Annotated in this window: 19 protein-coding genes; 16 read left to right on the plus strand and 3 right to left on the minus strand. The window is 43.1% G+C overall.

Features of this window, described 5'->3' with window-relative positions; genetic code table 11:
- The first annotated feature begins 15 nt into the window (after positions 1-15).
- From PGU50_RS06190 to PGU50_RS06245, 12 genes are all read left to right on the plus strand, one after another.
- On the plus strand, positions 16-1,128 hold the full coding sequence (locus PGU50_RS06190; RefSeq protein ID WP_117558729.1) for an ABC transporter ATP-binding protein: 1,113 nt from the start codon (positions 16-18) through the stop codon (positions 1,126-1,128).
- A gap of 302 nt (positions 1,129-1,430) precedes the next feature.
- Positions 1,431-4,040, plus strand: coding sequence for a cation-translocating P-type ATPase (locus PGU50_RS06195; RefSeq protein ID WP_195502287.1), 2,610 nt, complete (start codon positions 1,431-1,433; stop codon positions 4,038-4,040).
- A gap of 71 nt (positions 4,041-4,111) precedes the next feature.
- Complete coding sequence (locus PGU50_RS06200) at positions 4,112-5,353, plus strand: AI-2E family transporter (RefSeq protein WP_270246452.1); 1,242 nt, start codon at positions 4,112-4,114, stop codon at positions 5,351-5,353.
- A 337-nt stretch (positions 5,354-5,690) separates the two neighbouring features.
- Complete coding sequence (locus tag PGU50_RS06205) at positions 5,691-6,302, plus strand: nucleoside recognition protein (protein WP_270246453.1); 612 nt, start codon at positions 5,691-5,693, stop codon at positions 6,300-6,302.
- Between the two features lie 169 nt (positions 6,303-6,471).
- The gene (locus PGU50_RS06210; RefSeq protein ID WP_055155725.1) at positions 6,472-7,467 is read left to right on the plus strand and encodes an ABC transporter substrate-binding protein; all 996 of its coding nucleotides are present in this window, start codon (positions 6,472-6,474) and stop codon (positions 7,465-7,467) included.
- A gap of 24 nt (positions 7,468-7,491) precedes the next feature.
- Complete coding sequence (locus tag PGU50_RS06215; RefSeq protein ID WP_118218425.1) at positions 7,492-8,427, plus strand: ABC transporter permease; 936 nt, start codon at positions 7,492-7,494, stop codon at positions 8,425-8,427.
- Positions 8,428-8,435: 8 nt separating this feature from the next.
- Positions 8,436-9,230, plus strand: a complete 795-nt coding sequence (locus PGU50_RS06220; RefSeq protein WP_172679847.1) for an ABC transporter ATP-binding protein — start codon at positions 8,436-8,438, stop codon at positions 9,228-9,230.
- Between the two features lie 262 nt (positions 9,231-9,492).
- Entirely contained in the window at positions 9,493-11,064 is a 1,572-nt protein-coding gene (locus tag PGU50_RS06225) for an ABC transporter substrate-binding protein (RefSeq protein ID WP_117824649.1), read from the plus strand.
- A gap of 70 nt (positions 11,065-11,134) precedes the next feature.
- Positions 11,135-12,085, plus strand: a complete 951-nt coding sequence (locus PGU50_RS06230; protein WP_055297364.1) for an ABC transporter permease — start codon at positions 11,135-11,137, stop codon at positions 12,083-12,085.
- A gap of 12 nt (positions 12,086-12,097) precedes the next feature.
- Complete coding sequence (locus PGU50_RS06235) at positions 12,098-12,961, plus strand: ABC transporter permease (RefSeq protein WP_117824651.1); 864 nt, start codon at positions 12,098-12,100, stop codon at positions 12,959-12,961.
- Positions 12,954-13,925, plus strand: coding sequence for an ABC transporter ATP-binding protein (locus PGU50_RS06240; protein WP_270246454.1), 972 nt, complete (start codon positions 12,954-12,956; stop codon positions 13,923-13,925). The genes PGU50_RS06235 and PGU50_RS06240 overlap by 8 nt, the downstream gene beginning before the upstream one ends.
- A 13-nt stretch (positions 13,926-13,938) precedes the next feature.
- Positions 13,939-14,916, plus strand: coding sequence for an ABC transporter ATP-binding protein (locus tag PGU50_RS06245; protein ID WP_117824653.1), 978 nt, complete (start codon positions 13,939-13,941; stop codon positions 14,914-14,916).
- 266 nt (positions 14,917-15,182) lie between these two features.
- Here the strand turns inward: PGU50_RS06245 and PGU50_RS06250 are convergent, their stop codons facing one another.
- Positions 15,183-17,162, minus strand: a complete 1,980-nt coding sequence (locus PGU50_RS06250) for an ABC transporter ATP-binding protein (protein ID WP_270246455.1) — start codon at positions 17,160-17,162, stop codon at positions 15,183-15,185.
- Complete coding sequence (locus PGU50_RS06255) at positions 17,159-18,922, minus strand: ABC transporter ATP-binding protein (protein ID WP_270246457.1); 1,764 nt, start codon at positions 18,920-18,922, stop codon at positions 17,159-17,161. Before PGU50_RS06255 ends, PGU50_RS06250 begins: the two co-directional genes overlap by 4 nt.
- A 203-nt stretch (positions 18,923-19,125) precedes the next feature.
- Between PGU50_RS06255 and PGU50_RS06260 the strand changes: the two genes are divergently transcribed.
- From PGU50_RS06260 to PGU50_RS06275, 4 genes are all read left to right on the plus strand, one after another.
- On the plus strand, positions 19,126-20,490 hold the full coding sequence (locus tag PGU50_RS06260) for an MATE family efflux transporter (RefSeq protein WP_270246459.1): 1,365 nt from the start codon (positions 19,126-19,128) through the stop codon (positions 20,488-20,490).
- 87 nt (positions 20,491-20,577) lie between these two features.
- Positions 20,578-21,102, plus strand: coding sequence for a spore maturation protein (locus tag PGU50_RS06265; RefSeq protein WP_173690353.1), 525 nt, complete (start codon positions 20,578-20,580; stop codon positions 21,100-21,102).
- A gap of 186 nt (positions 21,103-21,288) precedes the next feature.
- A complete protein-coding gene (locus PGU50_RS06270) occupies positions 21,289-23,532 on the plus strand; it encodes a beta-L-arabinofuranosidase domain-containing protein (RefSeq protein WP_270246460.1) in 2,244 nt (747 codons plus the stop codon).
- A 212-nt stretch (positions 23,533-23,744) separates the two neighbouring features.
- Positions 23,745-24,797 (plus strand): PTS transporter subunit IIC, encoded by a 1,053-nt coding sequence (locus PGU50_RS06275; protein WP_270246461.1) that lies wholly within the window; start codon positions 23,745-23,747, stop codon positions 24,795-24,797.
- Between the two features lie 95 nt (positions 24,798-24,892).
- On the opposite strand, the gene PGU50_RS06280 is transcribed toward PGU50_RS06275, so the two are convergent.
- Positions 24,893-26,656, minus strand: a complete 1,764-nt coding sequence (locus PGU50_RS06280) for a DUF885 domain-containing protein (protein WP_270246462.1) — start codon at positions 26,654-26,656, stop codon at positions 24,893-24,895.
- Positions 26,657-26,819 lie beyond the last annotated feature (163 nt).

Raw genomic sequence — 26,819 nt, forward strand, 5'->3', positions numbered from 1 at the left:
TAGGAGGAAAAATAAATGGCAAGCTTATCATTAAAGCATATTAACAAAACATATCCGAACGGATTTGAAGCAGTTAAAGATTTCAACCTTGAAATTGAAGATAAAGAATTTATCATTTTTGTAGGACCATCTGGATGTGGTAAATCTACTACACTTCGTATGGTTGCAGGTCTGGAAGAGATCACAAGCGGTGAACTCAAGATCGGTGACAAAGTGGTAAATGATGTAGAACCAAAAGACAGAGATATCGCGATGGTATTCCAGAACTATGCTCTGTACCCACATATGACTGTATATGATAACATGGCATTCGGACTTAAATTAAGAAAAGTTCCGAAACCGGAGATTGATAAGATGGTTCGTGAAGCAGCTAAGATCCTTGACCTTGAACCACTGCTTGACCGTAAACCAAAAGCTCTTTCAGGTGGACAGAGACAGCGTGTTGCTATGGGACGTGCAATCGTTCGTAACCCGAAGGTATTCCTTATGGATGAACCACTTTCCAACCTGGATGCTAAACTTCGTGGACAGATGCGTATCGAGATTTCCAAACTTCATCAGAGACTTGGTACAACAATCATCTACGTAACACATGACCAGACAGAAGCTATGACACTGGGAACCAGAATCGTAGTTATGAACGCAGGTGTTGTTCAGCAGGTAGATACACCACAGGTACTTTATGATACCCCATGCAACCTCTTCGTTGCAGGATTCATCGGATCACCACAGATGAACTTCCTTGATGCTGTATGCCAGAAGAAGGGTGACAAAGTTGTCCTCAAAGTTGGACCGGCTGATATTGAACTTCCACCGTCAAAAGCAAAGAAACTTATCGATGGAGGATATGAAGGAAAGACTGTTGTCCTTGGAATCCGTCCGGAAGATGTACATGATGAGCAGATGTTTATCACATCTTCACCGAATACAGTTATTCAGGCTAAGATCCGTGTATATGAAATGCTTGGTGCTGAAGTTTATCTCCACTTCGATTATGAAGGAGCTACAATGACAGCCCGTGTTGATCCTAGAACAACAGCAAGAACAGGGGATACAGTTACATTTGCATTCGATGCTGAAAAGATCCATGTGTTCGACAAAGAGACAGAAAAGACAATTACAAACTAAGATATGAAATTATTTGCCGGAGTTTCCGATTTTGGAGACTCCGGTTAAAATTTTCTTGACAATCGGGCTATTCGTGGTATATAGTTACGTTAATAAAGGGGAGTAACCTACGCAAGGGAATCCGCGTTTGTGGTGTCGTCAGTACGGTGGAAGCATCCGGTACCACAAGAAAATGGTGAGACTTTTATTGCATTATTTGTTGTGCAATAAGGGTTTCTTTTTTTGTACATTTTTATCGAAAGAGAGCTTCGTTGCATAAGAAATTCAGGAATGTGAATACTCAGAAACAGGAGGCGGAAAGGATGAAAGAAATTTATCAGTCATCGGTAAAAGAAGTGCTTGGACAGATGGGAAGCAGAGAAGAGGGACTTACGATAAAAGAAGTGGAAAAGTCCCGTGAAAAATGTGGATGGAATGAGCTTGCGGAGGGAAAGAAAAAAAGTGTGCTGCAGATTTTTTTGGAGCAGTACAAGGATTTCTTGGTGATTATCCTGATTGCATCGGCGATTATTTCAGGAATTTTAGGAGACGCAGAAAGTGCGGCAGTTATTGTGATCGTCATTACAATGAATGCGATTTTGGGAACCGTGCAGACGGTAAAAGCAGAGCAGTCGCTTCAGAGCCTGAAAAAGCTTTCAGGACCGGAGGCGAAGGTTCTCAGGAATGGTACAGTGACACCGATTCCGGCAAGAGAACTGGTAGTTGGAGATGTGATCCTTCTGGAAGCCGGGGATTATGTTCCGGCAGACGGACGACTGATCGAGAACGCAAGTCTGAAGATCGATGAAAGTGCACTGACCGGGGAAAGTCTTGCAGTTGAGAAGAGCCTGGATGAAATCGAAGAGGAAGTGCCGCTTGGTGACCGGAACAATATGTTATTTTCGGGAAGCTTTGTTACTTACGGACGTGGAAGAGCCGTTGTGACAAGTGTAGGTATGCAGACAGAAGTCGGAAAGATTGCCGGACTTTTGAAAGCAACATCTGAAAAGCAGACTCCGCTTCAGGTGAATCTGGAAGAGTTCGGAAAGAAGCTTTCGGTTCTGATCCTGGTATTTTGCGGAATCTTATTTGGAATCAGTGTATTTCGTGGAGAAAATATCGGAAGCGCGTTTATGTTTGCAGTAGCACTTGCGGTTGCAGCAATCCCGGAGGCATTAAGTTCAATTGTAACAATCGTTCTTTCTTTCGGAACGCAGAAGATGGCCAAGGAGCATGCAATCATTCGAAAACTGCAGGCGGTAGAAGGTCTTGGAAGTGTCTCCGTGATCTGTTCGGATAAAACCGGAACTCTCACGCAGAATAAGATGACTGTTGAAGATTATTATATAGAAGGCAGAAGAATCCGGGCAGATGAGATCGATATGGTAGATCCGGCACAGAGATTTCTGCTTGATTGCAGCATTTTATGTAACGATTCTACCAATGAAAATGGAGTGGAAATCGGAGATCCGACAGAGACAGCGCTGATCAATCTGGGAAGCCGCTATGGAGTGGAAGCTGCAGAAGTAAGAGAAAGTTATCCAAGAGAAGATGAGATTCCATTTGACAGTGACCGGAAAATGATGTCGACGCTTCACCGGATAGACGGCGAAAACCGGATGATCGTCAAAGGTGCGGTTGACCGTCTCCTGGATCTGACAGACCGGATCTGGACAGAAAATGGAATACGGGAGATTACAAAAGAAGATAAAGAAAAGATTCAGAGCCAGAATCAGGAATTTTCAATGGAAGGTCTTCGAGTGCTGGCATTTACCTTCCGGGAGATTCCGGAAGAACATCTGCTGACCGCAGAGGATGAGGACCATCTGGTATTTCTCGGAATGATCGCGATGATGGATCCGCCGAGGGAAGAGTCAAAAGCTGCAGTAGAAGAATGTATCAAAGCAGGCATCCGTCCGGTGATGATCACGGGAGACCATAAGATCACGGCAGCAGCGATCGCAAAACGGATCGGCATTTTAAAGGATTTATCCGAAGCCTGTGAGGGCGCGGAGATTGAAAATATGAGTGACGAGGAGTTGCGGGGATTTGTCCCGAAGATTTCTGTCTATGCAAGGGTTTCGCCGGAACATAAGATCCGGATCGTCCGTGCATGGCAAGAGCGTGGAAATATTGTATCGATGACCGGCGACGGTGTCAACGATGCACCGGCTCTTAAGCAGGCAGATATAGGTGTTGCAATGGGAGTAACCGGAACAGAAGTTGCCAAAGATGCAGCGGCGATGGTACTTACAGACGATAATTTTGCCACAATTGTAAAAGCAGTGGAAAACGGACGAAACTTATACCGTAATATCAAGTATGCGATCCAGTTTCTGTTATCGGGAAACTTCGGTGCAATTCTCGCTGTTTTATATGCATCGATCGCAGGACTCCCGGTTCCGTTTGCACCGGTTCATCTGCTTTTTATCAACCTGCTGACTGATAGTCTCCCGGCAATTGCACTGGGAGTAGAACCGCATACCAGTGATGTGATGAATGAGAAGCCAAGACCGGCAGATGAGTCGATCCTGACAAAAGATTTCCTGTCAAAGATTGGTCTGGAAGGACTGGTGATCGGTGTAATGACGATGATCAGTTTCCTGACAGGATATCATCAGGACGGTGCACTTCTTGGAAGTACTTATGCATTTGGAACGCTCTGTCTTGCACGGCTGTTTCACGGATATAACTGTAAATCAGATCATCCGGTGATTTTTACCAAACGGTTTTTCAATAATAAATGGATGCAGGGCGCATTTGCACTGGGCGCAATTCTGATCACGGCTGTACTTACAATTCCGGGGCTGCATCAGGTGTTCAAAGTAGAAACATTGAACTTTGAACAGCTTGGGACTGTCTACCTGTATGCATTTGCCTGTTTTCCGATCATACAGCTTCTGAAGTGGGTACGTGGAAAATTATCTGAGTAACAATATGGGAAAATGCTTACTGGTTGTAAAGGGATTAACCATAAATATATTGTAGTAGAATGGAGAAAATAGTGGATTTTAGTAAATTATCTATAAAAAAAATCCGGGAACTGATCGTATTTACAGCGCTGATCATAGTTGCATTGTGGAAATTTGATGTGGTTCTCGGCGTGATCAAGGCGGTATGGGGGATTATTTTCCCCTTCGCTCTTGGCGGTGCGATCGCGTTTGTGATCAATGTTCCGATGAGCTTTCTGGAGAAAAAATTATTTGGAAAGGCAAAAGAGAAAGGAAGTAAGGCGGCAGAAAAGCTTGCAAGACCGATCAGTCTTCTTCTTACGATCGTACTGGTAGTGGGGGTGATCGTGCTTGTCATGTTCGGTCTGATTCCGCAGCTTACGGCAACAATTGGAAGTCTGATGAACAGTATTGCAGAATTTATTCCGCAGATGCAGAGTTGGGTACGGGAATTTACACACAATAACCGGGAAATCATGGATCTTGTGAACCAGGTGGAGTTCAATCCGAATAAGGCAATCCAGTGGGGGATGAGTATTCTCGGAAATGGTGCGGGAAATTTTATGAATACAACGATGACAGCAGTTGGCTCCATCGTCAGTGGAGTTACTACATTTTTTATTGCCTTTTCCTTTGCCTGCTATATTCTTTTCCAGAAAGAAAAACTGCATGTGCAGGTGAGAAAAGTGTTTTTCGCGTTTATTCCAAAACGAAAAGCAGAAGTGATTCTTGAAGTTTGTTCCCTGACCTACCGTACCTTCGCGAACTTCCTTACCGGACAGTGTCTGGAAGCAGTCATTCTCGGAAGTATGTTTGTAATTACATTAAGCATACTGAAAATGCCATATGCCCTGTTGATTGGAATCATCATATCCTTCACAGCCCTGATCCCAATCTTCGGAGCTTTCATCGGCTGCGTACTCGGCTGCCTCCTGATCTTCATGGTGAGCCCGAAACAGGCAATCCTTTTCATCCTCGTATTTCTGATCCTCCAGCAGATTGAAGGTAACCTGATTTACCCACATGTAGTCGGCAGCTCCGTAGGTCTTCCTTCCATCTGGGTTCTCGCTGCAGTCACCATCGGCGGCAACCTTCTGGGAATCGTAGGAATGCTCGTCTTCATCCCGCTGGTATCCGTACTCTACACCCTCTTCCGGGAATATGTGTATTTGCGTTTGAAAAAACAACACATTAAGAAAGTGACGAAAACTGAAGTAGAAGAGTATACCCAAGAAGAAATTGACAAAATGAAAGAACTATATGAAAAAGAGCACCCTGAAAAATGTCTTGAATAAGGAAGCAATTTCATACATATAAATGTATTGAAATCGCAGCAAAAGCCTGCAACTTTGAGATGCAATCTCAAAGAGCAGGCTTTTCGACTCCTCATTTATAGTTTGGCGGAAAAGTATGACTTGTAGAATGTCAGCCGGGCGGAAAATAAATTGTGTTCAAATTCAATTTTTTGTGCAATGGAGACGAAACTCAGGAATCGTGAAAGCCATTGCTGAACACGATTCTCGCTCTAAGAGGTTCGTCGGAATGGTTTGCACAATTTGAATTTGAACACAATTTATTTTCCACCCGGCGTCCCCTTTCCCAACGTTTCCCCCATCCAAGAAAGGAGAAAAAATGCTCAACTACCTGTGGTCGGGAATGATTCTTATTGGCATCCTTTTTGCCGCTTTCTCCGGCAAAATGCCGGACATCACCACCGCCGCCTTAGATTCCTCCAAAGAAGCCGTCACCCTTTGCATCACGATGATGGGCGTCATGTCCTTTTGGACCGGACTCATGGAAATCGCAGAAAAATCCGGCATCCTGAAAACGGCAGCCGTCCGCCTTTCCCCTCTGATCCATTTCCTCTTTCCAGAACTTCCAAAGGATTATCCGGCAGAAAAACCAATTGCAGCAAACATCATTGCAAATGTACTCGGACTTGGCTGGGCGGCAACTCCGGCAGGTCTTGAAGCAATGGAAGAGCTTCAGAAGCTGGAAGAAGACCGCCGCCTTGGAAAAGCGGCAGGACCGGTAAGAAAAAGAGGCGTTGCAAGCAATGAGATGTGTACCTTCCTGATCGTAAATATTTCTTCACTGCAGCTGATCCCGGTGTCGGTGATCGCCTACCGGAGCCAGTACGGAAGCGTGAATCCGACAGCCGTTGTTGGACCTGGGATTGCGGCAACGGCGGTCAGTACCGGGGCGGCGATTTTGTTTTGTAGGATAATGGACCGGAAAAGCTAGAATTTTTGTAGCTTTTTGTAACATACCTTGACTAAAGTACAAAAAAACGCTATAATCAATATCACGGCAAAGCTTTAAACCATTGAAGTTTAAACCGCTAAAGTTTAAAGCTGTAAAGCCAAAACGGAAAAAGTTTGTTCGAAAAGAACATAGATGGAGGTATGTTATTATGAAAGCAAGAAAAATTTTAGCAGTATCACTTACTGCAGCAATGACACTGGCACTTGCTGCCTGTGGCGGAAGTTCATCAGACAAAGAATCTTCTTCAAAGGATTCATCAGACAAGGTATATAAGATCGGTATCTGCCAGCAGCTTGAGCATGCAGCTCTTGACGAGGCAACCAAAGGATTTGAAGAAGCCTGTGAAGAAAAATTCGGAAAAGACAAAGTGAAGTTCGATCTTCAGAACGGACAGGGCGAACAGGCAAACTGCGCAACCATCGTAAACAATTTTGTGGCAGACAATGATGACTTGATCCTTGCAAATGCAACAACTGCTCTTCAGTGTGCAGCAGCTGCAACAAGCACGATCCCGATTCTTGGAACATCTGTTACAGATTATGCAACTGCTCTTGATATTTCTGACTGGACAGGATCAACAGGTATGAACATTTCAGGAACCTGTGACCTTGCACCGATCGATGAACAGGAAGCAATGCTTAAAGAGCTCCTTCCGGATGCAAAAACAGTAGGTATCCTTTACTGTTCAGCAGAACCGAACTCAGCATACCAGGCGAAGAAGTTTGAGGAAGCACTTGAAAAAGATGGAATCAAGTATAAAGAATACACAGCAGCAGATTCTAATGAAATCCAGTCTGTAGTGACAAGTGCAGTAGATGAGTGCGACGCACTTTACATCCCAACTGATAATACAATGGCATCTAACACAGAGATTATCAACAATATCTGTCTTCCGGCAAAAGTACCGGTAATCGCAGGTGAACAGGGAATCTGTGAAGGCTGTGGTATTGCAACTCTTTCTATCAGCTACTATGACATCGGATACAGAGCAGGTGAAATGGCTTACGATATCCTTGTAAATGGAAAAGATATCTCAACCATGGATATTGAAAGTGCACCGAATGTTACAAAGATGTATAACAAAACAATTTGTGACGAACTCGGAATCACTGTTCCGGACGATTACGAAGCAATTGAGGAATAATCAGTATAGAAAGAGGCAAGAACAATGTATTTAGCAGCTTTAGATCCGATGTCTCTTGTGCGTGCACTTCCGGGAAATGTAGCGCAGGGGATCATCTGGGGAATTATGGCGCTTGGCGTTTATATCACCTTCCGCATTCTGGATTTTGCGGATCTGACGGTTGACGGATCGTTAGCTACAGGTGGAGCAGTTGCAGTTATGCTGATCCGCGGCGGTATGAATCCGGCACTGGCACTTCTTTTCGCATTTCTGGCAGGTATGGCAGCCGGATTTGTGACAGGTATTTTACATACGTTTTTTGGAATTCCGGGCATTCTGTCCAGTATTCTGACGCAGATCGGACTTTACTCGGTGAATCTCGGAATCATGGGAAAATCCAATCAGGCAGTCAATGTTATGCAGTATAAATTGGTTGCATCTCTTCGTTATGTGACCGGCGAAGGAAGTGAACTGTTTTTTGTAAAACTGATCGTGGCAGCACTTATCCTGATCGCAATTATTTACTGGTTCTTTGGAACTGAGCTTGGTGCATCGATCCGTGCAACCGGATGTAATCCGCAGATGGCAAGTGCACAGGGAATCAATACAGGCTTTACAAAGGTTCTGGCGCTTATGATCTCCAACGGACTTGTGGGACTTTCCGGTGGGATTTACGCACAATACCAGGGAGCAGCCGATGTTAATATGGGACGTGGTGCCATTGTAATCGGACTTGCAGCCGTTATCATCAGCGAAGTTATTTTTGGGAAATTCTGTGCAGGCAGAAAAGCAGCCTTTGCATTTACACTTGGAGCAATCTTTATCGGAGCGATTATTTACTATATTGTAATCGCACTGGTATTGTGGCTGAAGATGCCTTCTGATTATATGAAACTGTTCTCAGCGGTAGTGGTTGCATGCTTCCTTGCAGTTCCGTACATGAAGGGTAAATATTTTACAAAGAAACGGAGGACTGCATAATGGGATATATGTTGGAAATCCAGAATATTCATAAAACCTTTAATCCGGGAACGATCAATGAAAAGGTCGCACTTAACGGAGTGAATCTGAACCTCAATCCGGGTGATTTCGTGACTATCATCGGTGGAAATGGTGCAGGAAAATCCACCACACTGAATGCGATCGCAGGAGTGTGGTCTGTAGACGAAGGAAAGATCATCATTGACGGAGTGGATATTACAAAGCTTTCAGAGCATAAAAGAGCACTTTATCTGGGAAGAGTTTTCCAGGATCCGATGACTGGAACTGCGGCAACTATGTCGATTGAAGAAAATATGGCGATCGCAGCCAGACGTGGCGAGCGCAGAGGTCTTGGATGGGGCATTACGAAAAAAGAGCGGGAACGCTATAAAGAAGCCCTGAAAGAACTTGATCTTGGACTGGAAGACCGTCTGAGCAGTAAAGTCGGACTTCTTTCTGGTGGACAGCGACAGGCGATCACTCTTTTGATGGCGTCTCTTAAAAAGCCAAAGCTTTTACTTCTGGACGAGCATACTGCAGCACTTGACCCGAAAACTGCAGCGAAGGTACTTGCCATCTCTGATAAGATCATTCAGGAGCATCAGCTTACTGCAATGATGGTAACACATAATATGAAAGATGCCATCGCGCACGGCAACCGCCTGATCATGATGCATGAAGGAAAAATTATCTACGATGTATCAGGAGAAGAGAAGAAGAATCTGAAGGTTGCAGATCTGCTGGCGAAGTTTGAAGAAGTCAGCGGCGGCGAGTTTGCGAATGACCGGATGATGTTGTCGTAGAGAATAATTTAAAAATGAAATAATAGTAGAAAACAGGAACGAGGTTTTACGATTGATGTAGAGCCTCGTTTTTTTGCACGTCTTGTTTAAATGTACTATAAAAAAACTGAGCGGATTCTGAAATACTATAAAATTATAGAGAATACCTATTAGTAATACAGGATAGAAATTATCAATTGGACTTATAAATAGAGTAGTAGTACAATAGAAAAAACAGCAACATGTCGAATGTCGACAATGTTATATTATTAGGAGGTTTACAATGAAGAAGAAAGTACTCAGCGCTTTACTTTGTGCAGCTATGGCAGTTTCTATGCTTGCCGGATGCGGCGGATCAAAGTCAGACAGCAAAGAAGCTGACAAGAGCGCAACAGAATCAACAAAAGCAGCAAGTGATACATTTACATTTGCAATCGGTGGGGACACAGGTAATACACTGAATCCGATTACTGCAGATGACCGATGGGGACTTATGACATGTCATATGGTTTATTCACCTGCGTACTATATTTACCAGGATGGAACAATCGACTGGATTCTTGCAGAAAGCATGGATGCGTCAGAAGATGGTAAAGTTTATACGATGAAGTTAAAAGAAGGATTAAAGTGGAGCGATGGAGAACCGTTAACAGCAGATGATATTGTATTTACTTTTAATTCTATTAACGATATGAAGCAAAATCTTTATGTAGGTGGGGAACCGATCAAAGTTGAGAAAGTAGATGATACTACAGTAACATTTACACTTGCAGAACCAAGTGCTTCTGTAGTAGAACTTCTGTCGGCAGAGACATTTATTGTTCCAAAGCATATCTTTGAAGGAAAAGGAAGCTTTGACGTGAATATGCTTGAAGATAAAGTTGTTGGATCTGGTCCATATATGCTTGAAGAATATAAGACAGGTGAACATCTTAAATTTGTGAAGAATCCGAACTACGCAAACGGAGAAGCAAATATTGATACAGTTGTATATAGAATTATTGAAAATTCTGATACAGCAGGTCTTGCACTTCAGAAACAGGAAGTAGATGCACTGAGCGTAACTGTTGATCAGGTTGACACATTTGAAGGTGATGACAACTTTACCGTTTCAAAATACAGCGAAGGTCGTGTTTCTTATCTGAGACTGAACTCTGTTGCACCGAGTATGAAAGACAAAGATTATCGTGAAGGAATCTTCAGAGCTCTTAATCGTGATGAAATCATGACTGCAGCATTTACAAGTGAAGATTATTACAAATTAGGATATACGTTCCTTCCGTACTCAAGCAGCTACTACACAGAAGACGGAGTTGAAAAGTGGGATCAGGATATAGATAAAGCTAAGAAGCTGACTGCAAATGGTGCAAAATCCTTAAAACTCTGCTATGTTGAGGAAAGCACAGAACAGAAAAATGAAGCACTTACAATCCAGGCTGAATTAAAAGCAGTTGGTATTGATGTTGAGTTGTGTGGTGTGAACCAGGCCGCATACATGAGTGCAGCTTATGATCCGGAATCTACAGATTATGATATGTTCCTTGGAGCATACGTAATGGGTATCGACCCGGATACATTTGCACCGCTGTTTGATTCAACAAAAGATGATATGATGAACTTCCACAATGCAGACATTGATGCAAAATTCAATGAAGCAGCTACAACTCTTGATGATTCTAAGAGAAAAGAGCTGTATAGCGAACTTCAGGTTTTGGTATCGGAAGAAGCACTTCAGTATCCAATGGGTACAAGTATGAAGACAGTTGTTACAACTGCTCGTGTTGGAGGACTTGATGATGCACAGTTCGTACCGATTTATACATTCGGAGATGTATCAAAATTAACTTTAAAATAATGGATGACGGGGAGGAGGGTTAATAAGCCTCCTCCCTTTTTTAGCAGAAACTATATTTGGAGGAAGAGGAATGAAATATATTGTAAAACGTATTTTACAGGCAATTCCATTACTGCTTATCATTACATTTATCTGCTTTATGCTGATCAATCTTGCGCCGTATGATGCAATTGATTCAATTACGACACCGGATATGACAAAACAGGAGATAGAGGCAAAGCGAGAAGCGTATGGACTAAATGATCCTGTAATTGTTCAGTATGGAAGATGGCTTGGGAATATCTGCCGGGGTGAATTTGGTTATTCACTGAGATCCAGAACAAGCATTTCTTATGATCTTAAGAGCAGAATTCCGTCTACGATCAAACTGGTGTTGCCGTCATATCTGACAGCTTTTTTACTGGCAATCGTATTAGGACTGGTTGCCGGAAGTCATAAGAATCAGTGGCAGGATAAGCTGATCGATGGAATCTGTTCCATCGGAATTGCGACACCAACTTTCTGGTTTGCGATGATCATCATGTTTTTCTTTGGTTATAAGTTAGAGCTGTTCCCTCTGATGGGAATGCATACGATTGGAAAAGAAGATTCTATTCTGGATTTTCTGCAGCATTTTATTATGCCGTATGTAGTTCTTACTGTTGGATTTATCCCTGATCTGACCAGATATGTGCGTGGCTCTACAATTGGGCAGCTGAAAGAAGATTATGTAATTGTGCAGAAGTCATTTGGCGCAAGCAAAGCAGAAATTTTGTTCAAGCATGTCAGCAAGAATGTCCTTCTTCCGCTGATTACCAAACTTGGTATGGCGCTTCCGATGCTTGTAACCGGAGCGGTTATTACAGAGACGATCTTCTCATGGCCGGGTATCGGACCTTATTTTGTAAGTGCAGTACAGGCAATGGATTATCCGATCGTTATGAGTATTCTTGTGCTTTCAGGAACCCTTGTTATTCTCGGAAATCTGTTATCGGATATTTTATATTGTGTGACAGATCCTCGAATTAAGTCAATGAAATAGAGGGGGGTAAAGATGAAAAAGAAGAACAGAAGACTTGAGAATGTAAAATATGAGTTTAAACATAATAAGCTGGCTATTTTTGCGGCGGTATATTTGATTGCAATTATTTTAGTCAGTGTTTTTGTTGTATTCAGCAGTGTAGATCCGGATGCTCTTGACGTAGCGCATAAACTGCAGTCACCGTCATCTGCACACTGGTTTGGAACAGATGAGCTGGGACGGGATTATTTTATCCGTGTATTATACGGTGGACGTGTATCACTGGTTGTTGGGGTACTGGCGATGCTGACTTCGATTGTAATTGGTGTAACCGTTGGTATGGTAGCGGGCTATTTTGGCGGAATTGTGGATAATATTCTGATGCGTATTGTTGATGTGTTCAGTTCTATTCCATGGATCATTATGGTAACCGTTGTCGGACTGTTATTTAAGAAAGGTCTTGTATCTATTATTATTGTAATTGGTCTGTTCAGCTGGATGGAAATTGCCAGACTGGTGCGTTCGGAAGTGCTTTCTGCAAAAGAGAGGGAGTATGTGCAGTACGCAGATTTTATCGGAATTCCTTCTGGAAAGGTTATCATGTCACACGTATTTCCGACCGTATTTCCAACGATCATCACAGCAGCAACAGCGCAGATAGCAAGTGCGATCATGGTAGAAAGTTCACTTAGCTTCCTGGGACTTGGTGTTGCGGCACCGATGTCCAGCTGGGGAAGTCTGCTCCAGAGCTCACAGCAGTATCTTCAGAAGGCACCTTATATGGCAGTTCTGCCGGGCATTCTGATCATTCTGACCGTGTATTCTTTCAATAAATTAGGGGATGTACTTCGTGTGTTTGTAGAACCGAGAATTACAGCAGGTGATAAAGATGAGTAAGAAGAATGTATTAAATGTAAAAAATATGAATGTTTCTTTTAAAAGTCATGGACAGGAAGTAAAGGCTGTAAGAGGAGTCAGCTTCAGCGTAGATCAGGGTGAAATCGTAGGTCTGGTTGGAGAATCCGGAAGTGGAAAATCTGTAACCATGAAAGCAGTTATGGGGATTCTGCCAGACAACGCAGAAAGAACTGCTGAGTCTATCTTTTTAAATGAAAGAGAATTAAAAGATCTGTCGGATGAAGAATGCAGAAAGGTCCGTGGAAAAGAGATGACCATGATTTTCCAGGATCCGATGACCGCACTGAATCCACTGAAGAAAATCGGAAGCCAGATCGAGGAAGTTATTATCCGGCAGAAAAAATGTTCTAAGAATGAAGCGAAAGAAAAAGCATTAGAAATGCTGAAGAAAGTAGGTATCCCGAATCCGGAAGTCAGACTCGGACAGTATCCACATGAATTTTCGGGCGGTATGCGCCAGAGAGTTCTGATCGCGATGGCACTTGCCTGCGAACCGGAGCTGCTGATCGCAGACGAACCGACGACAGCACTTGATGTTACGATTCAGGCGCAGATTCTGGATCTTTTACATGAACTGAAGGATGAATTCCATACTTCGATCATGCTGATCACACATGATATGGGTGTAGTAGCAACTGTCTGCAGTAAGGTTATCATTATGTATGGTGGTCTGGTGATGGAGAGCGGTACGGTTGAAGAAGTATTTTATGAACCAAAGCATCCATATACAAAGGCACTTCTGAAAGCAATTCCTTCACTGGATCTGAAAGAAGGCGAGCGTTTACAGTCTATTCCGGGACTTCCGCCGTCACTGATCGATCCTCCGAAAGGATGTCCGTTCGCGGAACGCTGTGAGTATGCAACTGAAAGATGTAAAAATGAGAAACCAGAGTATACCGAATTTACAGAAACACACAGAGCAATGTGCTTTTTAAATGAGTAAGGTGGGGAGATAGATGAATAAAGAAATATTAATATCTGCAACGGATTTGAAGAAGTATTTCCCGGTTCATAAATTTATGGGCGGTAAGCAGTATGTAAAAGCGGTAGACGGTGTAAGCCTTGAAATCAATAAAGGTGAAACTTTTGGTCTGGTTGGAGAATCAGGCTGTGGAAAATCAACACTGGAACGTACCCTGATCCGTATGTATGATATCACAGATGGAAAAGTAACCTATAAAGGAAAAGATATTACAAATGAAAAAGCGAAGAATCTGCAGTGGATGAAGGATGAAGTGCAGATCATTTTCCAGGATCCGTATTCTGCTTTAAATCCATTCTGGAATGTTCGCGAAATTATCAATGAACCTCTTAAAAAAGCCGGAATGGAAGAGAAAGAGGCAGAAGAAAGAATTGAATATTTATTAAATAAAGTTGGAATGTCAAAAGCAGATATGGATAAATTCCCGTATGAATTTTCCGGTGGACAAAGACAGAGAATCGGAATCGCAAGAGCACTTTCAGTTAATCCGGAATTCATTGTATGTGATGAGCCGATCGCAGCACTTGATGTATCGATCCAGGCACAGGTCGTCAATATGCTGGAAGATCTGCAAAACGAATTCGGTCTGACGTATCTTTTTGCAGCACATGACCTTTCAATGGTACGTTACATCAGTACCCGAATCGGAGTTATGTATCTTGGAACATTGGTTGAGGTGGCAGAGAGCAATGAACTTTATACCAATCCGATGCATCCGTACACAAAGGCACTGCTTTCCGCAATTCCGATCGTGGATCCGTTAAAAGCAAGAGAACATAAAAGAATCCAGCTCAAAGGCGAGCTGCCAAGTCCGATGAATATCCCGGAGGGCTGCCGTTTTGTGACTCGTTGTCCATATGCGACAGAAGCCTGTAAAAACGGTGTCCCGAAACTCCAGGAGATTTCCAAAGGACATTCCGTTGCATGCCATAGGGCGAAAGAAATCTTGTAAAGAAAATTGACATAAAAGTGTAAAGATGCTAGTATAATAAATAGAAAAGGTGCTACCGATGACGGTTCGCCTGATATTATTTGGTTATTAAAAATAACCGCTCATGTTTTCTCAGGACGATGGGCGGTTATTTTTGCGTCTTGGAATCATGCTTTCCACGCACATACCCAAGACTGTAAAAAGTCGCACACAGTGAAATAGCACCTTGAACTTATGGTAACAAACATAAAGAAGAAAATCAATATAAAATAAAATGACAGAATTGTCTAATCCATCAACTGCAATTCATACAATTTTTTATACAACCCATCCTTCGCCAGCAGCTCCTGATGGGTTCCGGATTCTTTTATTTCCCCGTGATGCATCACAATAATTTTATCTGCATGCTGGATCGTAGAAAGCCGGTGTGCGACCATGATCGTAGTTCTTCCATCCATCAGCCGTGCAAGTGCCTGTGTGATCAGTGTTTCGGTTTCTGTATCGATGTTGGCAGTTGCTTCATCGAGAACAAGGATCTTCGGATCATAAGCAAGTGTCCGTGCGAAGGACAAAAGCTGGCGCTGACCGGCAGATAGAGTACTTCCGCGCTCTGTGACCGGCTCATCATATCCGTGCGGCAGTTTCTGAATAAATGGATCTGCATTTACAATTTCGGCAGCCCGTCTGACAGCGTCCGGTGAGATTTCTTCATTATTCAGCGAGATATTACTTTTGATGTCTCCGGTGAAGATGAAGACATCCTGCTGAACCTGACCAATCGCACCGCGGAGCACATCCAGATCAATTTCATGAATATCAATCCCATCAATCAGGATCTGTCCCTTCTGGATATCAAAATATCTTCCGATCAGATTTAAAATTGTAGATTTTCCTGCCCCGGTAGCGCCGACAAAAGCAGCCTTTTCACCCGGATGGATTACAAAATTCACATCTTTTAAAATATAATTTTCCTCTTCGTAGGCAAACCAGACATGGCGGAATTCAATTTCACCAAGAATATTGACCGGAGCCGGATCGGCCGGAGATACGATCTCTGGTTTTACATCAAGAACACTGAAAATCTTTTCTGCGGAAGCAATGGAAGACTGCAGGGTTCCAAGCTGTTCGGAAAGCTCTTGGATTGGCTCGAAAAAGGAGCTGATGTAGGTGATAAACACGAACAGAGTTCCGAGAGAAAGATTTCCATTTAACACAGAAAGGCTTCCGGTTCGGATAACAAGGATCATGGCAATGACCGAAACCATATAGATTGAAGGCCGGAAGATCGCAAAAGTCATGATCTCGCGGAAATTGGCACGGTACAGTTCCATAGATTTGCCTTCAAATTCACTGTATTTCTCTTTTTCGCGTGCAAAGATCTGGATCAGCTTCATACCGGAAATATGTTCGGACAGGAAGGTGTTCAGCTCTGTGATTTTATTTCTTGTGATCTGGTAAGCTTTTCTGGAGAGATGCCGGAAAACAAAAGTCAGGATTGCAACCAGAGGTAAAAGCAGGAAGGATATACCTGCCATTTTCACATTAATTGAGAGCATGACAACAGCGTAACCAATAATCTTTACAACGTTTTTAAAAAGTTTCACAAGAATGGTGGAAAACAGTTCGTTGACTGCTTCAGTATCGTTAGATACACGTGTTACGAGCTTTCCAACCGGTGTTATATTGAAAAAAGAAAGTGACAGGCTGTGTATATGTGTAAATGTTTCTTCACGCAGTTTGTACACAATCTGCTGGCCCATCTTCTGCAAAAGCCAGGTGTCGGCAAGGTTCAGGAAAAATCCGCTAAAAAGCAGCAGAAGAAACAGAATTCCGGCTTTTAGGATCCCCTTAAAATCATTTTGTCTTAAAACCTTCAGATCATTGGAAGTAAGCTTCTGGGCACCTTCTCTGACATAACTTTTTAAAACAGATGTATCGGCATTTTGCAGTGCAGTACATTCAGAGCGGGTGAGATTTTCTGCCATGTAATAGTGATCCTTCCAGAGAAAAATCTGATAAAAGGAAGCAGAGTCCGCCGTGGATACTGCCTGGTTGCGCGACAATACAAGACCGTTCCAGTTTATAGCGTCCGGAGCGGAAACGTCAGCTTCTACATACGGATGATAATAACCATTGATATACTGGTCGATTGCATTTCCGATGATGATCGGGCGGTAAAGTTCCACAGCAATGATGAAGAGAACCAGGACAGTTGCCAGGGTCATTACCCATTTATGCGGTTTTAGATAACTTAAAAGTCGTTTCATCTTATGGCGACCTCCTGTTCTCCAATGGAAGCTTCCAACTGTTGCTTTTCAAACATATCTTTATAAATACCATTTTTCTGAATCAGTTCGGTGTGTGTTCCAAGCTCTTTCATTTTCCCGTTTTCAAGTACCATGATCAGATCGGCATGCTGTACTGTGGAAATGCGGTGTGCGATCAGGATCGTTGTTTTCCCTTTACGATCGTCCCTGAGATTATGCAGGATATGTTCTTCCGTATCGGTGTCGACAGCGGAAAGGGAGTCATCAAGAATCAGGATCGGCGCATTTTTCATCAGGGCGCGGGCGATGGAGCTGCGCTGTTTCTGACCGCCGGAAAGCGTAACGCCACGTTCGCCGACGATCGTATCATAGTTGTCAGGAAAATTTGCAATATTATCGTGAATGCAGGCTGATTTTGCTGCGGCGATAATACGGCTCATATCCTGTGACTTTGTGCCGAATGCAATATTTGCTTTCAGAGTATCGGAAAAAAGAAAATTATCCTGTGGTACATAAGCAATATTTTCACGCAGAGTTTTCAGCGGAATTGTGTTGATATCATGGTCATCCAGATAAATCATGCCTGGCTCGGTGTTGTAAAGCCGGAGCAGGAGATTGACCAGAGTGGACTTTCCGTTGCCGGTGCGCCCGATGATGGCAAGGGTTGTCCCGGATGGGATGTCCAGATTGATATCATGCAGTACCGGAGAAGTATTTCCAAGGTGTGCAAAGGTCAGGTGGTTAAAACGGATATCCCCGTGCAGGGTGTCTAAAGTCGTGACAGAAGCAGTATCTTTTACATTTGTCTGCGCTTCCAGAATTTCCTGTACACGACGGATGGATGCAGTTCCCTGGGAAAACATGACGGCAGCTTCGGAACAGGCGAGCATCGGCCATACCAGCATATTGACATACTGATTGAAAGCTACGAAGCGTCCGAGCGTAATCTGTCCGATCAGGGCAAGGTACCCCCCATAAAGGAGTGAGGCAAGACTGGAAAATCCGATGATCACATCCAGAAGCGGGATCAGGATGGCTTCCAGCTTTGCGATGCGCATACTTTTATCCATGGTATCCTGGTTCTTTTTGGAAAAAGAAAGGATCTCGGCCTGCTTGCGGACAAAGGCCTTGATCACACGGATCCCGGAGAAGCTTTCCTGTATAAAGTCGGCAAGATTGGAAACACTGTCCTGACGTTCGGTGTAGAGGGCATCCAGTACCTTTCCGTAATGCATATAGCCGAGGCAGATGATGACCATCGGGATCAGTGCCAGAAGTGTCAGTTTTACATTGACATAATACATCATCTGGCAGACAACCAGGATCGTCATGACTACGGAATCAAAGATGCAGATGACAGCAGGACCAAGTGCCATGCGGACCGCATTTAAGTCACTGGTAAACCGGGTCATCAGATCACCTGTTTTGTGGCTGTTGTAGTATTCCACATCCATGGTTTCCAGATGGGAAAACATTTCATTACGCAGTTCGCGCTCGATAATACGTGCGGTTCCAAAAAGAAAATAACGCCACAAAAAACGGCCGACTGCGAGCAGAAGACCAATCAGAAAGATTCCAAGAAGACAGGTACGAATGGAACTCCAGGTAATGCTGCGCGCGGTAAGACCATCGGTAATGATACCGGTAAGTTTTGGAATAAATACACTTGCTGCATCTACAGCAAAAAGAGTAAGGATTCCGGCAATATAGCGATATTTGTATCGTCTGACATATTGCATGATAAAGGGCAGTGGTTTCATATCAATGCCTCCTGAAAATGATAAATTTTTTCTATATTAACTATTATAGAGGATAGAATCTGGGGTGTCAAAGATTCCGTCAAATAAACGGAAAATACTTTGTGAAACAGGGGAAAATTCGTGAAAACGACAATTGCTATTTAAGATACATTTTTCTATAATGACGGGAGGTAAAATGTTAATGAGATAAACAGAGGGATTATATGAAAACATTACAGAAAGATTTGACGACCGGGAATCCGGGAAAAATTATTTTTAATTTCACACTGCCGATCTTCATTGGAAATGTATTTCAGCAGTTCTACAGTATGGCAGATACGATTATCGTAGGAAAGTTCGTGGGAACCAAAGCACTTGCGGCTGTTGGAAGTACGGGAACGATCATGTTTCTGATCAATGGATTTATTCTGGGAATGACGGCAGGATTTACCGTACTTACGGCACAGAAATTTGGCGCGGGTGATATGAAAGCAATGCGCAAGACTGTAGGAAATGCCGCGATTCTGGCGATTATTATGTCTCTTATTATGACTGTGTTCGGAATGATGGCAATGAAACCGCTTCTTGGGATTATGAAGACGCCGGATGATATTTTCAAGGATGCCTATGCGTATATTATGGTAATCTGTGGTGGAATTGCGGCGCAGATGCTATATAACTTTTTATCCAGTGTCTTGCGGGCACTTGGTAACAGCAAGGTTCCGCTGTATTTCCTGATTCTTGCGGCGCTGCTCAACATTGTGCTGGATATGGTATTTATCATTGCATTTCACATGGGCGCAGCCGGTGCGGCATGGGCGACCGTGATTTCACAGGGGATTTCGGGAATCCTGTGTCTGGTATATATTGTGAAGGCGGTTCCGATCCTGCATTTACATAAGGAGGACTGGCGTCCGAGCGGACATCTGCTGAAGATCCAGCTTGAAGTCGGAATTCCGATGGCTCTTCAATATTCGATCACAGCAATCGGAACCATGATGGTACAGACTGCCCTGAATCTGCTTGGCTCCACACAGGTAGCAGCATTTACCGCAGCGAATAAGATCGAGCAGATCGTGACGCAGGCATATGTTGCGATGGGAACCACGATGGCAACCTATTGCGCACAAAATATTGGAGCAGGTAAGATCAAAAGGATCCGTCAGGGATTTAAGTCAATTACGATCATGGGAAGTATCTATTCAGTCGTAGTTGCGGCGATCATTATGACGGTTGGAAAATATATGACGTATCTGTTCCTGTCTGGAGATTTGACAGAAATTATGCATTCCGTGGATATTTACCTGAAGTGTGTCGGTACTTTCTTTATTCCGCTTACCGTTGTAAATGTTTACCGGAATGGAATCCAGGGAATGGGATATGGACTGCTCCCGATGATGGCTGGTGTGGCTGAGTTGGTTGGCAGGGGTGTTGTTGCCATGATCGCGGCAGGGCAGAAGAGTTACTTTGGAGTATGCATGGCAAGTCCGGCGGCATGGATCCTGGCAAGTGCATTGCTGATCGTGATGTATTATTATGTGATCCATCAGAATGAGAAGCGGTTTGCGAAGTATGCGGATGAGGAATAGAAAAGTTTTCTTTATAAAGCAAACGGAATGAATAACAGCTCCGGCGAATATACTTTTTAGTAAAGTGGTTCGCCAGGAGCTGTTTTTATGCGCCTTTTTTTATACATATCTGACTTTATAGTCCCTTTTATGATTTTGTCCATTCTTATATATGGAATTTTTGCAGGAGTGAATGTATATGATACTTTTATTCAGGGAGCAAAGCGTGGATTTTGGACGGTCGTGCGGCTGATGCCGACGTTGATCGGATTGATGGCGGCAGTGGGGATTTTGCGTGCATCGGGTTTTCTGGAATTTATATCGGAAATAATTGGAAATGTGACGGAGCAGATTGGATTTCCGGGGGCATTGGTTCCGCTTACGATTGTGAAAATGTTTTCGTCCTCTGCCGCAACGGGATTATTGCTTGATATCTATAAGGAATTTGGAACGGATTCGAGAAACGGAATGATCGCTTCAATTTCGATGGCGTGTACGGAAACGATTTTCTATACGATGTCTGTGTATTTTATGTCAGCAAAGGTGAAAAAAACCAGGTATACTCTTGCCGGAGCACTTATTGCAACATTTGCAGGGCTTGTAGCGAGTGTGTGGTTGGCAGCACTTGTATAAATAAAAGTTGTATATAAAAATTATCGAATGTTGTATTCAGATCTTTTTGAAAAATGTATATATCGCACAATAAAAATGACTACAATTAACAAAAAATGTGCAAAATCTTGACAAAGAATGGAGAGAAACATAGAATATAGTCTATAGATGGTTCGAATCCAATTTTTATACGAAAAGGAGCAAAACATGAACGCAGCAGAAATTATTAAAAAAGATTTGGATGCAATTTATATTGGGAATCTGAGCACGGTAGATGACAATCTTACACTCCCGGAGAACGGAAAATATGGTGCTCAATTTACCTGGGAGACAGGGGAAGAAAGATTTATTGACAATACAGGAAAGATACATCGTCCGCTGCATGGCATGGGAAACCGTAAGGTTACACTGACGGTTACTGCAACCTATGAAGGATGTAGTGAGTCAAGAGAATATGTGGCGACCGTATTGCAGGAAGCAAAAGAAAATATCGTAAAAGAAGTACGTAAAGTCGTCCTTAATGCACAGGTCGGTGAAGAAGCACATCTTCCGTCTGTTGTGATCGCATATACAGAAGATGGACGCCGCATGACAATGCCGGTGAAATGGAATACATATGAGCCGGCAAAAGAAGAGACAGTGGTTGCAGTTGCAGGTGTGATTGATGGAACAGAAAAGGAAGCATCTGCAGAGATCCATTATAAAAAGGAAATAGTACCAGTAAAAGGACCGGAGAAAAAGGTGGATTATGTTCCACTTGGACAGGTTCGGTTGAAAGAAGGAACTCTTTATTATAAATACCAGAAGCTGATGGAAGAATATCTTCTTGGAATTGACGATGACCAGATGCTTTATAATTTCCGCAAAGCGACCGGACTGGATACCAAAGGAGCACCTCCGATGACCGGTTGGGATGAGGAAAGCTGTAAACTGAAAGGGCACACGACCGGACATTATCTGTCAGGTATTGCACTTGCATTTGCAGCAACCGGCAATCCAAAATTTTTAGATAAAGTCAATTACATGGTAGCAGAGCTGAAAAAGTGCCAGGATGCATTTGCGGCAACCGGCAAATATCACAGAGGATTTTTGAGCGCATACTCAGAGGAACAGTTCGATCTTCTGGAAGTATATACTAAATACCCGGAAATCTGGGCTCCGTATTATACTTTGGATAAGATTATGTCCGGATTATATGATTGTCATGTACTTGCCGGAAATGAGACGGCAAAAGAGATCTTGGACTTGATGGGAGACTGGGTATATGACAGACTTTCCCGTCTGCCAAAAGAAACACTGGATAAAATGTGGGCAATGTATATTGCAGGTGAGTTTGGTGGTATGCTTGGAACAATGGTAAAAGTCTATGAGCTGACCGGAAAAGAAAATCATCTGAAGGCTGCAAAACTTTTTGAAAATGAAAAGTTATTCTATCCGATGGAAGAAGAATGCGATACATTGGAGGATATGCATGCAAACCAGCATATTCCGCAGATTATCGGTGCAATGGATCTGTATCGGGCAACTGGTGATGAGATTTATTGGGAAATCGGAAAGAATTTCTGGAATATCGTGACTGGTGGACATACATATTGTATCGGTGGGGTTGGTGAGACTGAGATGTTCCATCGTGCAAATACAACGTGTTCTTATCTTACGGATAAGGCTGCTGAAAGCTGTGCAAGTTATAATATGCTGCGCCTGACCAGTCAGTTATTTGAATATACGCGAAGCGGCAATCTGATGGATTATTATGATAATACGCTGAGAAATCATATCCTGACATCAAGTAGTCATAAATGTGATGGTGGAACGACTTATTTTCTTCCACTTGGTCCGGGTGGCAGAAAAGAATTCTTCCTTTCAGAGAATTCCTGCTGTCATGGAACCGGTATGGAGAGCAGATTCCGTTATATGGAAAATATTTATGCGCAGGATGAAGATGCGCTTTACATTAACCTTCTTGTAGATTCCGTGCTGACGGACGAAAATGGAAAAACGATGATTGAACTTCAGAGTGTGGATGAAGAAGGTGTAATGGAAATCCGTTGCCAAAAGGATCAGAAAAAAGTTCTTAAAATCCATATTCCGGCATGGGGGCAGAAGGATTTTAACGTGTCTGTAAATGGAAAAGTTCTTGCAGATACAGCACTTCATGATGGATATCTGGTAATTGATGCAGATCCGAAAGCCGGAGATGTGATCCGACTGGAACTTCCGATGGAATTCCGTGTGTTGGATAACAAGTCTGATGCGGCATTTGTCAATCTTGCATATGGGCCATATATTCTTGCGGCACTTTCAGAGGAAAAAGAATTCCTTGCAGCACCGGCAGTAGAAGAAATTCATATGGTTGATGGAAAATTACAGTTTGAAGCGAATGGAATGAAGATGATCCCTCTTCCGGAAGTAGATATGGAAGCTTATCATGTATATTTTCATAAAGAATAAAAATAAGAAATAAAAAGCAGGAGTGTGCAGTTAAAAAATGTACACTCCTACTTTTTTGTCATATCAGTTATATCATACTTTTGCGAAGATAAGAGATTTAAATAAAATCTTCTTGACGGATTCTACAAAACAGTGGATAATATTGCACAGTAATCACATGTGACAAGACAGTAGATTATACACTAAAAGAATGACAGGAGCAGGAGAAAGTTATGAAAGAGTTTCTAAGAAAGAAAAATATTATCTTTTCAGCGAAGCGATACGGAATCGATGCGCTTGGTGCAATGGCGCAGGGACTGTTTGCATCGCTTCTGATCGGTACGATCATCAGCACACTCGGAGAACAGCTTGGTATAGGAATCCTTGTAACAGTAGGCGGTTATGCGAAAGGAGCAACCGGAGCTGCGATGGCAATCTCGATCGGAGTAGCACTTCAGTGTCCGCCACTTGTATTGTTTTCACTGGCGGCAGTCGGAATGGCAGCAAATGAACTTGGGGGTGCCGGAGGACCTCTTGCGGTTTTGGTCGTTACGATTTTTGCAGCAGAATTTGGAAAACTGGTTTCAAAAGAAACAAAAATAGATATTATTGTGACACCATTTGTGACGATCTGTGTGGGGGTTCTGCTTTCACTGGGATGTGCACCGGCGATCGGAGCAGCGGCAAGTACCGTAGGAACTGCGATCATGTGGGCGACTGAATTACAGCCATTTTTCATGGGAATTATCGTATCTGTGATTGTTGGTATTGCACTGACACTTCCAATCAGCAGTGCAGCGATCTGTGCGGCACTTTCACTTACCGGGCTTGCAGGAGGTGCTGCTGTAGCCGGCTGCTGTGCACAGATGGTTGGTTTTGCGGTTATGAGTTTTAAGGAAAATAAATGGGGTGGTCTTTTTGCACAGGGAATAGGAACCTCGATGCTTCAGATGGGAAACATTGTGAGAAATCCGAGAATCTGGCTTCCGCCAACACTGGCATCCGCAATTACCGGTCCGGTCGCAACCTGTATCTTTCATCTGAAGATGAATGGTGCGGCAGTGGCATCCGGAATGGGAACCTGCGGACTGGTCGGACAGATTGGTGTGTACACTGGCTGGGTAAATGATATTGCTGTGGGAACAAAGGCTGCAATCACCGGAATGGACTGGGCAGGACTTGTGTTGATCTGTTTCATCCTTCCGGCAGTACTTTCCTGGGCAATTGCGATTCCGATGAGAAAATGTGGCTGGATCAAGGAAAATGATCTGAAGCTGGATCTGTAGATTCAGGTGTAAATTATATAAAAATGTGTTTGAGGGGCTATCCTGTGGGAATATTTTGGATTCTCACAGGATAGTTTTTTGTGTGTGAAGCAGGATCAATCTAATAAATTTTTTTCCACCTCATCATATACGATCTCAAATGGCGCCGGTCCCACATCCAGTACCGCCCTGTGAAATTCTTTTTGAGAGAATTGATTTCCCAGGGTATCTGCCATCTCCTTTTTCAATTCATATAATTTCAGGTATCCAATATAGTATTTCAGATAATTGGCAGGACTTCCAATGATCAGTTCGTAGACACTCTGTACTGCATTTGCATCATTGATTCCGTAATCGCTGAAAAAGCGGACTGTATCAGTTACAGACCAGCCGTCATAATGAATTCCCATGTCTGCAAGCGCATAAAGTCCAAGAATGACAGAACTGTTTTTCTGGAGAAGGGATGCTTCCGTCTTAGAGAGAGGTGCAAGGTAGTAGGACATCATTTCCGAATAGGTGGCCCAGCCCTCAACGTATCCGCCAAAATCAAGAATACTCCGGATAGGATCCGGCTCAGAAGCAGAAAAATAGACAGTCTGGTACAGATGTCCGGGATAGCCTTCGTGAGCAAGAGTCGTGTAGAGATTCAGCCCTGAGGCGGTCTGTCCGTTGTTAATATAGATGACATTTTCCGTCAGATTGTCAATGGCAGGGATCATATAGAAAGCGGGACTTAGATAATCCTGCATGGATTCCGGAACATATTTGACCTGGAAATCAACATCAGGAATTTCCGGGAATGTATCTGTGATTTTAGACCTGAGATCATCCAGCATGGAATCAGGAGGTGTCTGCTCCAAAACGGATGCCTGGGTAAGTGCTGCATCGGCAGGGAAGAGAACCTTCTGCATGGCACTTAGATCTTCCAGTATCTGTGCCCTGGTCATCAGTCGCAGACGGGAAATGGATTCATTGCAGCCGGTAGTCTGACGCACCAGATATTCATAGTATTTTTTCCCATAAGGGAAATGGCTAAGTCCCTGTTCATTCGTTCCTTTTCCTTTCAGCGATTTGATAGCGGTGATCAGATTTTGATAAGCTGGATAAATCTCTTCTGTTACAAGTTTTATATTTTCTTTCTGAAAAGAATCTTTTTTGTTTTCAGGTAAAAGATCCAGTGACGCGATCCGTTCGCTAAATGTACTGATCAGATAATTCTCTTTACCCATATCGATAAAAGACTGGCAGGTGTCCAGAACAGAGTCAGCCTGGTAATCCGGCATAAAAAGACCGGAAGCAGCTTTTTTCTGCTCAAACCGGATGACAGAATCAAAATAGGCAGGCGTTTCTTTTAAGAGAGCCAGATAGGTTTCTACATCCTGTGTGTCGTAAAAGCTGTATTCCGAGAGCAGAACAGGCAGCTGGGTATGAATGCCGGATACGGGGCTGAGAGGCTCCTGATAAAGCAGATAATCTGTTCCTGTGGATGCATTTTTAAGATAGGTATCCAGGATTTTAAAAGTCAGTGCATTTTCCGAAGAAAGAGTGCCGGGATCAAATTCCTGCAGAGAAGAGAGAACATTTCTGACAGAAGCTTTCGCTGCAACGGGATCAGAAGAAAGACTGCCATATGTAGCCGGGATGTCCGCGATTCCATAGTCAGAAGGAGAACGCAAGGTATAGTGAAGACTGATGGTATTTGCGGATACTTCCGTCTGGAAAAGACTGCGTGTGAAGGTACGGAATTGCCGGTCGGAAGATTCTGTATGCAGGGAGTTCCAAAACGCATTGCCAGACAGAAAAGAAATCAGAATGACCAGCAGACAACAGGGAAGAATCAGAAATATTTTTTTCCGGTGTTTAAGAATTAAATGAAACATAAAACTCCAGAAGAAATGATGTTGTTTCTATGTATATGATTTTGATTCTGAAAATATGTATATCAAACGAAACTTTACAGAAATAAAACAAGTGTCTTGTCAGATGTAAAGTACGGTGCTATAATGGGCACTATGCTGCAAAAAGATCAGAGATGAGAAAAGA

It is taken from the genome of Coprococcus sp. AM11-30B (assembly GCF_027674365.1).
Taxonomy (GTDB): Bacteria; Bacillota; Clostridia; order Lachnospirales; family Lachnospiraceae; genus Allocoprococcus; species Allocoprococcus comes.

Coding starts and splice junctions, on each gene's coding strand:
- PGU50_RS06190 (WP_117558729.1), top strand. CDS start 16: ATGGCAAGCTTATCATTAAAGCATATTAACAAAACATATCCGAACGGA.
- PGU50_RS06195 (WP_195502287.1), top strand. CDS start 1,431: ATGAAAGAAATTTATCAGTCATCGGTAAAAGAAGTGCTTGGACAGATG.
- PGU50_RS06205 (WP_270246453.1), top strand. CDS start 5,691: ATGCTCAACTACCTGTGGTCGGGAATGATTCTTATTGGCATCCTTTTT.
- PGU50_RS06210 (WP_055155725.1), top strand. CDS start 6,472: ATGAAAGCAAGAAAAATTTTAGCAGTATCACTTACTGCAGCAATGACA.
- PGU50_RS06215 (WP_118218425.1), top strand. CDS start 7,492: ATGTATTTAGCAGCTTTAGATCCGATGTCTCTTGTGCGTGCACTTCCG.
- PGU50_RS06220 (WP_172679847.1), top strand. CDS start 8,436: ATGTTGGAAATCCAGAATATTCATAAAACCTTTAATCCGGGAACGATC.
- PGU50_RS06225 (WP_117824649.1), top strand. CDS start 9,493: ATGAAGAAGAAAGTACTCAGCGCTTTACTTTGTGCAGCTATGGCAGTT.
- PGU50_RS06230 (WP_055297364.1), top strand. CDS start 11,135: ATGAAATATATTGTAAAACGTATTTTACAGGCAATTCCATTACTGCTT.
- PGU50_RS06235 (WP_117824651.1), top strand. CDS start 12,098: ATGAAAAAGAAGAACAGAAGACTTGAGAATGTAAAATATGAGTTTAAA.
- PGU50_RS06240 (WP_270246454.1), top strand. CDS start 12,954: ATGAGTAAGAAGAATGTATTAAATGTAAAAAATATGAATGTTTCTTTT.
- PGU50_RS06245 (WP_117824653.1), top strand. CDS start 13,939: ATGAATAAAGAAATATTAATATCTGCAACGGATTTGAAGAAGTATTTC.
- PGU50_RS06250 (WP_270246455.1), bottom strand. CDS start 17,162: ATGAAACGACTTTTAAGTTATCTAAAACCGCATAAATGGGTAATGACC.
- PGU50_RS06255 (WP_270246457.1), bottom strand. CDS start 18,922: ATGAAACCACTGCCCTTTATCATGCAATATGTCAGACGATACAAATAT.
- PGU50_RS06260 (WP_270246459.1), top strand. CDS start 19,126: ATGAAAACATTACAGAAAGATTTGACGACCGGGAATCCGGGAAAAATT.
- PGU50_RS06265 (WP_173690353.1), top strand. CDS start 20,578: ATGCGCCTTTTTTTATACATATCTGACTTTATAGTCCCTTTTATGATT.
- PGU50_RS06270 (WP_270246460.1), top strand. CDS start 21,289: ATGAACGCAGCAGAAATTATTAAAAAAGATTTGGATGCAATTTATATT.
- PGU50_RS06275 (WP_270246461.1), top strand. CDS start 23,745: ATGAAAGAGTTTCTAAGAAAGAAAAATATTATCTTTTCAGCGAAGCGA.
- PGU50_RS06280 (WP_270246462.1), bottom strand. CDS start 26,656: ATGTTTCATTTAATTCTTAAACACCGGAAAAAAATATTTCTGATTCTT.